This is a genomic window from Chondromyces apiculatus DSM 436 (genome assembly GCF_000601485.1).
Lineage (GTDB): Bacteria > Myxococcota_A > Polyangia > Polyangiales > Polyangiaceae > Chondromyces > Chondromyces apiculatus.
In genome coordinates this window covers 16844-27055 of record NZ_ASRX01000111.1, presented here as the reverse complement: position 1 = coordinate 27055, position 10212 = coordinate 16844, and the positions used below count along the sequence as shown (strand labels likewise).

At 71.7% G+C, this 10212-nt stretch carries 5 protein-coding genes; all 5 read right to left on the bottom strand.

Annotated features, from left to right (window positions below; translation table 11 throughout):
- Positions 1-249: 249 nt before the first annotated feature.
- Genes CAP_RS41020 through CAP_RS41000 form a run of 5 tightly spaced genes read right to left on the bottom strand, consistent with a single transcriptional unit; the run spans position 250 to position 9955 of the window.
- Positions 250-1902, bottom strand: a complete 1653-nt coding sequence (locus CAP_RS41020) for an ABC transporter substrate-binding protein (RefSeq protein ID WP_052376843.1) — start codon at positions 1900-1902, stop codon at positions 250-252.
- Complete coding sequence (locus tag CAP_RS41015; RefSeq protein ID WP_081865793.1) at positions 1875-2573, bottom strand: SCO family protein; 699 nt, start codon at positions 2571-2573, stop codon at positions 1875-1877. Before CAP_RS41015 ends, CAP_RS41020 begins: the two co-directional genes overlap by 28 nt.
- A gap of 7 nt (positions 2574-2580) precedes the next feature.
- Positions 2581-3237, bottom strand: a complete 657-nt coding sequence (locus tag CAP_RS41010) for an SCO family protein (RefSeq protein ID WP_044251363.1) — start codon at positions 3235-3237, stop codon at positions 2581-2583.
- Positions 3234-5363, bottom strand: a complete 2130-nt coding sequence (locus CAP_RS41005; protein WP_044251360.1) for a hypothetical protein — start codon at positions 5361-5363, stop codon at positions 3234-3236. The genes CAP_RS41010 and CAP_RS41005 overlap by 4 nt, the downstream gene beginning before the upstream one ends.
- Positions 5360-9955 (bottom strand): multicopper oxidase, encoded by a 4596-nt coding sequence (locus CAP_RS41000; protein WP_044251368.1) that lies wholly within the window; start codon positions 9953-9955, stop codon positions 5360-5362. The genes CAP_RS41005 and CAP_RS41000 overlap by 4 nt, the downstream gene beginning before the upstream one ends.
- Positions 9956-10212 lie beyond the last annotated feature (257 nt).

Here is a 10212-nt window from a genome sequence, read left to right as displayed (position 1 = left end):
GTGCGCAGCCGCTCTTCCGGGGCCGACGTTGCGGCGGGCCCCGGAGATGGCCCGCCTTCACTCTGGCCCCTTCAGAGCGGCTGCGCACGCCCCCCCCCCAGGCCCACCTCTGGTCCGGCGCCCTGCCCCCTCCACCCGCCCCCGAGGGCCTACGGTTGTTCCATCGGCGTGGGGTTCGAGGGGGTGCTCTCGATGGGGTTCGAGAGCGCTCGGTGCGGTTCACGGGCGGTCAGAAGAAGACGACGTGGCTCAGGGAACGACCTCGATCCACCCGGATGCCCGCGCCGCGTCGCCGGTCGCGGGATCCAGCCGCACGAGGCTCGCCCCGAGCACCCCGACGCGCCGGTTGCGCGCGAAGCTCACGGGTGGGATCGGGCCGGCATCGAATCCCCGCACGCCCTCCAGAGCGGCGATGATCCGCTCTCGGGTCACGTGCACGCCGGCGCGCTTGAGCGCCTCGATGGTCGTCCTCGCCGCGGCATAGGCGGCCGCCTCCACCGACATCGGAGCGTTCTCCGAGGGGATTTGCGCCTTTCGCAAGAAGGCCCGCAGCGCTTCTCCGCTCACCCGCGCCTCCTCGCCCAGGGGTCCCGGGTAGACCAGCAATGCCTGCGCACCGAGGCGTCGCCGTACCTCAGGGTCATCGCCCACGGCTCCGAGTGGGGCGTAGAGCGCCACGTCGCTCCTCCCGCGCGGGGCACGCAGCAGTTCGGCGCACCGGGCCAGGTCCTCGCCGGGACCCCAGAACAGGAGGGCTCGGCGTCCTGGCTTCCGCGCTGCGGAGGCCAGAGCCGTGGTGTCGAGCGCACCTGGCTCGAACGCGAGCACCTCCGGAACGCCGAGGCCGTGCCGCAGGGCCTCGGTCCGCGCCCCGGCGGCCCATGCCTCGCCCTGCGGTCTCCCGGCATGCACCACCAGCACCGCGGCGCCCTCGCGGGCCCCTGCAGCGCGGGTGGCGGCGTCGATGCCTGCGAGGTGCTGCACGGCGACGCGCGCGAGCACGTCGGGGCCTGGCTGGATCTGGAACACCACGTCGCCGCCGGGCGAGGCACCCTGCCCCACGGGTCCCACCAGGGGCACGCGCTCGTCTTCCAGCCGCGCGGCGAGGGTCGGGTTGCCGCCCCAGGCGCTTCCCACGAGGGCCAGCACGCCTCGCTCCAGGAGCCGCGTCGTTGCAGCGGCCTCGCCGCCAGGGGCTGCGCTGTCTTCCACGGCGAGCACGAGGTGGCGGCGGTACAGGCCTCCCTGCGCGTTCACCTCGTCGAACACGGCCGAGAGCACCGCGCGCGCGGCGCTGCCCAGGGAGGCCGAGGGGCCCGTCAAGGGCAGGGCGGTGCCCAGGGTCACGGTGCCGGGGGTGACGCCGGGGTCGAGGTCGTGGCCGACGCAGGCCAGGTAGCCTCCCAGGTCGGCGAAGTCGGCGTCGGTGAGGGTGTAGCGGGGCATCACCGGGTGCAGTGCGCGGGGGACGCCTGGACCGCGCAGGCCTGGGGCGCGGCCCCTGCGGATGGCGTCCGCGAGGGAGGCAGAGGTGTAGGCCACGCGCTCCCGGGTGGTGGAGGCGAGCTGCTCTGCGGCGATGGGGGGGGCCTTCACGCCTCCCTCCTCGGTGCCCTCGCCGCCGGGGCCGTGGCAGCGCGCGCAGGCTGCCTCGCGGCCCGACAGGTGGACGGCGCCGCCCACGATGGCGCCCTCGAGGGACCTGCCGTCCCAGGTGACGCCCCGGTGGAAGATGCTCCGACCGCGGCGGGCCGAGGGCGTGAGCTCGGCGCAGGGGGAATCTGCGGCGCGGGCGGAGGGGGCGCGGCCCTCGCGGCCGGGCGCGAAGAACGCCAGGCCGCAGAGCGCGATCGTCGCTCCACGAAGGAGCCCGCTCAGGGGTCGACGGGGACTGAACGCCACCAGGTCTCCTCGGAAAGGGGGTCTACGCGCGAGGGCACGGTCGTGGGCAGGAAGGCCTGGAGCTCCTCGCCCAGGCGGCTCGGCGGGGCGATCCCGTCGACCCGCACCCAGCTTCCCCGGGAGGCGCTGCCGATCAGCGTCACCGGGGTGTGCAGCGCGGGCTCTGCGACGCGGCCGCCGAGGGCGTCGAGCACCCGGAGGACGCGTTCGCGGCTGCCGGTCAGGAAGGACCAGCCGCGTTGCCGGCCGTAGGGCTCGGCGAAGCGGGTGAGGCGCTCGGGCGTGTCCACCGCGGGGTCGAGCGAGATGGAGACGAGGCGCACGTCGCGCTCCAGCTTGTCGCCGAGGTCTGCCTGCAGCTTCGAGAAGATCCGGGTCATGGGCGCGCAGATGGTGGTGCACGCGGTGAACACGAAGTTCACCACCAGCACGCGGTCACGGGCCAGCTCGGAGAGCCGCGTGGGCTTGCCGTCCTGGTCGACGAGCGCGTCGTCGGGCACCACCACGCCCTTCACCGGCGACACCCTCACCGTGGGCTCGGGGGGCGTCGGCGCCTCCGGGGCCTCCGTGGCGGCGTGGGCGACGCCCGCACGCTCTTCACGGCAACCGCAGAGGGCCGCCAGGGAGAGCACAGAGGTCGCGAGCAGGAACGTCGATCGGGGAATGCGCATCACGGCCTCACTTCGGGTCGTTCAGGTGCTGTACGAGCTGCACGATGGTCTCCGGGGACTCGGTGGCCACCGTCTTCACCCACATGCCGGTGGACGTGTCGCCGATGAGCAGCTTCGCGGTGTGCTCGGAAGGTTGCCGCGCCTTTCCCCCGAGGAGCTGGAGCACCGCGGAGACCTTCTCGGGGGTGCCGGTCAGGAAGCTCCAGCCAGGGCCCGCCTTGTACTTCGTCGCGTACTGCTTGAGCACCGCGGGGGTGTCGTTCTCGGGATCCACGGTGATGGTCAGGATCGACACCTGCTCGCCGCGTTGCCGGAGCATCTCCTGCACCTTCGCCAGGTTCTGCGTCATCACCGGGCAGGCGCCCATGCACGCGGTGAAGGCGAAGTTGATCAGCACCTTCCGGCGCTTCAGGAGGTCGTCGTAGAAATGCCGCGCGCGGCCGTGCTGATCGAGCAGCTCGGTGTTGGTGAAGTACTTCTCCGCGGCGGCCTCCTCCTCGGGGGAGACGCCGCCGACCTTCATCCGCTCCACCGCGGGGGCCTTCTCGCCTGCGGGGGCGGGCGTGGAGATGGCGAGCGCGAGGGGGAGCACGGTGGCGAGCGCGGTGGCCAGCACGGTGGCGCGCACAGGGACACGCACACTGGCGCGAGAGCTGCGTTTCATCGCCCACCTGCCCGGAAGGACGCATGCTCGGCGCCGAAGACCCGCAGCGGGACGTAGGGGAGCGACCCTGGCGGGGCGCTGCGGGTCACGGCCGAGGGCAGCATCCGGTACTCGCCCGGGGTGGGCGGGGTGAAGGTCACCGAGAAGGTCCCGTCACCCTCGTCGCGCGGCGCGCCGCTCCAGCGATAGCCCACGGGGAACCGAACGATCATGATCTCCATCTCCTTGGCATCGAGGGCTGGGCCTCCCTTCGCGGTGGCGCGGAAGCGGAGCGTCGCCGGAACGCCGGCCTCCAGCCACAGGTCGGCGTCGAAGAGCGGGTCGAGGCTGAGGGCCGGCCCGCCAGCGCACCCGGGGCCGGCGCACCCTGCCGCGTCGTCGTCAGCGGGCGCAGGCGCGACGCTGGCCTCCAGGCAGACCGCCATGCGGGGGCGGTCGAGCAGGAACTCCACGTCGTACCGACCATCGGCGCCGAGGCGCGCGGTCGTCGCGTACACGCCGGGGCGCACCTCGTCGAGGGAGCGATCCTCGATGAGCACCGCGCGCGGCTCACGACCGTATCCGGGGAAGGTGCCAGCGGGCACCATCATCCCCTCGGCGTAGAAGTAGAGCGCCTTGTCGGCGGGGTTCGCGATGAGCACGCTCTTGCCGTCAGGGGCTTCGGCGATGGGCGCCATGGCGAAGGGGGCGGCGCCTCCGGAGGCCATGGAGGGCGCCTTCTGGCCGGCCTGCACGTCGACCACTGGGGGCGCCACGCTGCCGCCGAGTGCCGCGCGGTCGATGAGCGACACCTTGGCCGCCCCCGCCTGGCGCACGTAGGCGTAGGCCTCGGTGAAGGTCACCGCGTCCGGGGCGGCGAAGCCGGAGAGCTGGTGCGCCACCTTGCCCGTCGCCGCGTCGAGGATGTGCACCTGACCGGCGACGGGGTTGAGCACGAACGAGAAGCGCCCGCGCGGGTCGAAGCGCACGGCTCCGAGGCCCGGGCCGAGGGGGACCCTGCCCGTGACCTCGCGGCGCGCCGCGTCGACCATCACCACCTCACCCTTGCCGCCGAGCACCACGTGCACCACGCCCGAGTCGTCGCTCGCGGCCAGGGAGACCGCGCCCTCGCCGACGGTGACCTCTCCGAGGGGCTCCAGGGCGAGGGCATCCACCACCGCCACCGACGCACCCCCGCGGCTCGTGATCCACGCCGTCCCGCCGCCCCCGGAGAAGGCCAGCTCGTGGTGGCCTGGCCCCACCGGGAGCGTCTTCAGCACATCGCCCGAGCGCGCGTCGAGCACGCTCACGGTGCCGTCGCCGTCGTTGCCGACCCACACCGTGTGCCCGCCCGGCGCGACCACGATCGCCGTGGGGTCCTCACCCACGGCGACGTTCCGGCGCACCATCGCCCGTCGGGTGTCCACCACGGCCACCCCGCGCCCCCCGCCGAGGGTCACGTAGAGGCTGTCGTTCGAGGGGTGCAGGGCGAAGGCGACGCCCGGCGAGCCGAGGCTCACCACGCTGCGCAGCTTCGTCCTGCTGAAGGCGACGTGGGGATCGATGACGGACAGGGAGCTGTCCTCGTTGAGCGTCCAGAGGAGGTAATCGTTCAGGTCCACCTCCGGGCGCACCGAGAGGAGGCCTGCCATGTAGCTCTTGATCTTCCCCCGGCAGTCCGGCTCGGCGAGCGGGCCCTCGGCGGCGCCCGGCGCGCCCGCGTCGCGACGCGACATCCACCCGAGCGGTGAGAGGCCCCGGACAGGAGCGCCGGTCGCGGCATCGGTGATGGTCAGCTCGACCGTCACGTCGGAGCCCGCCGTCACCATGCCTCCCACCACGCCCTTGCCGCCATCGCTTGCGCCCTGCTCCGCCGTGAAGGGGCGCATCGCGACGCCGATCGCGAGGCCATCGCGCTCGATGCGGCTCCCCGCGGGGAAGGCCGCGGCCAGCGCTTCGGCCTCCGTGCCCGGAGACCTGGTGACCCCCGGCTCGGGGCTCCCGAGGCCATGCGCCTCCCCGGCGGCAGGCTGGGCCTCCGCCGTGGAGGCCGTGGAGGACGCCCCGCGGCTGCAGCCCAGCCCGAGGCAGGCGTGGAGCACGGTGGCCCCGACAAGGAGCGCGCGCAGATCGATGCCGGCCCTCACGGCGTCACCCGCATCAGGCCCCAGAGGCCGCCGGCGAGGTCCACGCTCGACTGGTCGAGGTACAGGCGGTCGCCGACCACCTGGAACTTGCCGCCGGCGCGGTGGGCTGGGTTCAGGTTCCAGGCGGTCATCGGGCCGATTCCGCTCTGCACCCCGATGGTGAACGCCGAGTCGTTGTGCCCCATCTGCCGGGAGCCCGATCCCTCGGCCCACGGGTTGTGGGGCCACTCCATGCCCCACATCGCGAAGGCGTGCTGGTGACGGTGACCCGAGGGCTGCAGGATGCGCAGGCGCACCTTGTCCGAGCGCTTCACCGTGAAGAGGGGCGTCGCCGGATCACCGTGCACCGCGGAGCTGAGCACCGCGCGCTGATCGAGGTTCGGGATCGCGCCGAGCCGCTGCTCCGAGCCCACGCCGAGCCGGGCCCACACCGGCTCTGCCCGGTAGTTGAAGCCCTTGTGCCCGGTGACGTCGCTGTCGATCTCGCCGCCGATGTTCGGGAGCGCCGTCCCGCAGAAGAGCGAGGAGTCAGCGCACTGGAACTCGGAGCGATCGCTGTGGAGCGCCACCTCGTCCTGGTAGACGAGCACCAGCTCGTTGAACGCGCGGTCTCCCTCCTCGCCGCCCGGGTTCTGCACCACCGCCTGCGCCCGCGAGCTCGGCCTCGTGGTCCACGTCGACCCCTGAGGCTCGACGATCAGCACCCCCACGGCGCCATGCATCCCGTGGTTCACCACGTCGGCCATGTCCCGCAGGTTGACGGCTCCGAGCTCCACCGGCTCGCGCACCACCTGGCCCTGCGGCGTCACGGTCACCCGGCCCGCGAACCAGGTGTACTTCCGCTTCTGCCCAGGGGCGACGGTCTGCGTTCCGTTCATCCCCACGTTGGCCCCGTCGCTGTCCACCACGTCGTAGGAGACGAGCTGCGGGTGCAGGGACACGTGGTTCGACGAGCGCACCTGGTTGGTGTTGAAGCCCTCCACGATGCCCGGCCCGTAGGTCCAGTGGTTGTGCCGGGGGGGGGTGTTCGGCAGCTCGTTCGTCAGGGTGACCTCGACGCACTCACCGGCCGCGGCGCGGAGGATGAGCGGCTCTGGCGCGAGGCTCCCCGAGCGCAGGCCAGGGAGGTCCTCCTTGAGCGCGAACAGGATGGCGTCGGGGTCGTACAGCCCGTACTCCGCATTGTAGGTCAGCCGGTCGCCCGGCAGGTTGCCCTGAGCCGCGATGGCGCTGACCTCGTAACGCCGCACGGGCGACCAAGTCGGGCAGATCTGACCCTGCTGGGGCGGCTGCAGGATGGGCGGCAACGACCCGGGCAGCACCTTGAGCTTGGGCTGCGGCAGGCTGTGCACCCGCAGGATGCCCCACATGCCGTCCCACAGGTCGTCGGTGGCCGCGCTCTGGTACAGGTAATCGGCGCCGCCCACGAGGTTCTTCGTGAACAGCGGCGCCGGGTCCAGCGCGACGTCCATCTGCTCGGAGATGCCGATCGGCTGCCCGTTGGTGAAGCCGCTGTCGCTGTCTTGAGTCTCGCGCAGCCAGCGCCGCCCGTTCACCGAGAACACGTGCTGCTCGCCCTGGGCGCCCTGCGCGATGCGCATCAGGATCCGATCGCCCTCGTACGCTTCCAGGAGCGGGGTGGCGGGGTCCCCGTGCACGATGGAGCTGAACACGTTGTGCATATCGCCTGGCAGTGAGGCCTTCTGCGTGACGACGCCCGTCGCGCAATCGCGCTTGGCGATGCGCATCGGAATCGGTTCGTTCCGGTAATTGATGGTCTGCGTTCCAGGGTCGCGCAAGGAGATTGCCTCCGGAGCGACGATGTCCTGGTGGGCGATCGCCTGGGGCAGCGCGGCCTTGTAGAACGTCGGCGGGTGGACCGGGTCGCCGCATTCGTCGTAGACGATGGAGTAATCGGCGAGGTTCAGGTTGAACTCCCGGAACGATTTGCGCCAGTCACCGGGCGGGAACACGATGTCGGCCCGGTAGCTGGTCGGCCCGCCGTCGCTGCGGTTCCCGAACGTCTCGCCGGTCGCCGGATCCCGCCACGTGGTCCCGGCCGGCTCGACGACGAGGCCCGCGTACAGGCCGTGGTGCTGCTGCGAGGCGGCGCCGAAGTGGTCGTGGGTGAACGCGGTGCTCAGCGCCCGATCTTGCCCTTGGGTGTCGAGGAGCGGATCGGCCCACCAGCGCTGCGTCGTGGTCTGGGCGCCGAGAGGCGCACCTTGCAGCGTCGGATGCGACGACGCTGCAAGGTGCACCCGCCCCCCGGACGCAGCGACGGCGCCGTCCGCGGCGAAGGCGCCTCCGGCGGCGTTGGCAGCGGCGATGCGGGAGAGCACCTCCTCGGCGGCGAGCGTCCCGTCCTCGTAATTGAAGCCGTTCGCCGCCCCGTCCGAGGCGGTGATGTCGTACTTCAGCAGGTGAATGTGCTGTCCGATGATGTCGGTGGGCGTGAAGATCTGGAAGTCGTCGGCCTCCAGCACATCCGGGATGGTATTCGTCGCGTGGAAGACCACGCATTCACCGGACTGCGCCCGCACGTAGAGCGGCTCCGGCGGCCTCGTGCCTGCGAGCGTGGCGCGGTAATCCCCCTCGAGCACCATCGTCCGTAGCTGAGGGTCGTGCCAGCCGGAGCTGTTGATGGTGGCGTCCACCTGCACGTAGGCCGCGCGGAAGGTGCGCACCGGCGCGTTCGGCGGACAGGGGTCGGCGAAGGGCGCGCCAGGCGCCGGGGCCTGCCCGTTCACCAGGAAGAGCGTGGGCATGCCCTCGGGCGTGAACGACTTGTACCCCTTGGCGGGGAAGCCATACATGGTGGTGGCGGGCACCGCCCCGGGGAACTGACCGGCGTGGAACGCGCTGGCAGCGGTCTCCGAGGGTGTCCCGTTCGCGGGCAGGAGCTTGAGGTTCGCCTCGTGGATCTGCACGTCGAAGCGCCCGCGGTCCCCGTACGTCACCCCGCTCGCCGGCACGCTGGTCACCAGGTGGCGCGGCAGCCCCCCGTCGTGCGCCATGTCCCGCGGCGGCTGCGGCGGCCGGTGCCCCGCGAGCGCCGCGACGTAGAACGGATACCCCGGCATCGCGGGGCGCTGCGCGGACTGCCCGCTGCTGGAGAGGGCCATGGTCGGCGCGTAGGTGGGCATCGGCGGCATGGCCCGGTCGGGCATCGGCACCACCGCGGGCGAGGGCGCTCCTCCGGGGATCTCACCGTCGGGCAGCTTCCGGTCGGCCGTGCCGGCCTCGAAGACGTCGTGGCTCCGCCAGATCGCCCACATTCCCTGCACGAAATGGGGATACAGGTGGCAATGGAAGATGGCGTCTCCGGCGGTCATGTTGCGGTTGCCGCCCCCGCCGTAGTTGATGTCGTACGTGAATGCCCCGCCCGGCCCCAGGGTCTGCGAGTCCACGTAGGCGCCGTTGTCGGCGCTCCGCCGCCACTGGTGCCCGTGCAGGTGGAACACGTGGGTGTGGTGCGGCCCGGCGTGCACGTTCCGGAAGCGAACCGGGTCGCCCAGGTAGCCGTGGTGCACGTTCGAGGGATCGTCGGGGTACAGCGCCTCGAGCGGGTTGCCCATGGCGTCACGCTCGATGACCATCGCCGGGTCGCCGTTCGCCCAGGAGCTCAGGAAGAACTCCTCGAACTTGCACTCCACGCACTGCTTGCTCGGCCCGACCTTGGTCCGGTTGGCGATCACCGCCGCTCCCAGGCTCGCCGCGCCGTAGTTGATCCCGAACCCCGGGCGCACCGAGATGAGCGAGAGGTCGGTCCGCAGCTCGTTGAAGGACTGCTGGACGCCGAGGTCGTCGTGGAACAGCACCGTGAACTCGCGGAACACCCCCTGGTCCACCGAGCTCGGGCTGTGCATCTCCGTGTCGTCGTAGCCGGCGATGATGGCATTGAGATCGCCGTGCACGATCTCGCCCTCGTCATTGACCATCTTCAGGATGGGCTCCCCGTCGTCGCCGATCGCGTCGTAATCGATCCGCGGCGTCCCGTCCGGGTTTCGCGTGCTCCGAGTCGCCGACGCGAGCTCCTCCCCCGTGACCTGCGAGCGGTAGGCCACGGCGCCGGCCGGCTCCACGTTCACCACCCCGAACAGCGCCTGGATGGCGCTGCGCTGGGGCGGACCGGGGGCGTCGCCGCTCGCCATCGCGCCGGCGCTCTGCATCAGGAACGCGCCCTCGTGCTCCGCGTGCAGCTCGTAGATCCGCGTCTCGCCGGGCGCCGCGAGGGAGCTCGGGTTCTGCCCCGCATTGCCGCCGAGCGACGCCGCGTCCCAGACCTGGAGACCCGCCACGTGAATCGACGCATGCCGCGTCGTCGGTGAGCGGTTCGGGAGCACGCCGGTCAGGGGCGTGAGCCAGTTCGTGAAGGAGATGACCAGCTTGTCGCCGACGTTGACGCGCAGGACCAGCGGCCTCGGCCGTTTGCCAGGCCGCAGCATGGCATTGCCGGGTCCGATGGGCTGCGAGGGATCCGCAGCGACGACGTCGCGCCTGAGCGCAAAGACCATCCCCCCGGGGTTGAATGCCCCGAATCGGTCATAGACGTAGATCTGATCGATGGCCACGACCTCGGCCGTGATCATCCTGTCTTCCTCGGAGTGCGCGTGCAGCTCGTGAAAACCATCGCCGAGGGTGTCACCCTCCGCGCGTGGCTCATCCGTGCCTGCGCATCCCACGAGAGCGAGCACTGCAATCACGCAGCCGACCAATGTGGACGACGTCGTCAGCAAGCACACCTCCTTGCATCGCCGGGAAACGCCGCGGGCGTTCCTGGAACGTCTCTGGCGCGTATTCGGGGGCCTTCGGAGGGCGGGGGGACGCTCCGCAGGTAGGCTTTAGT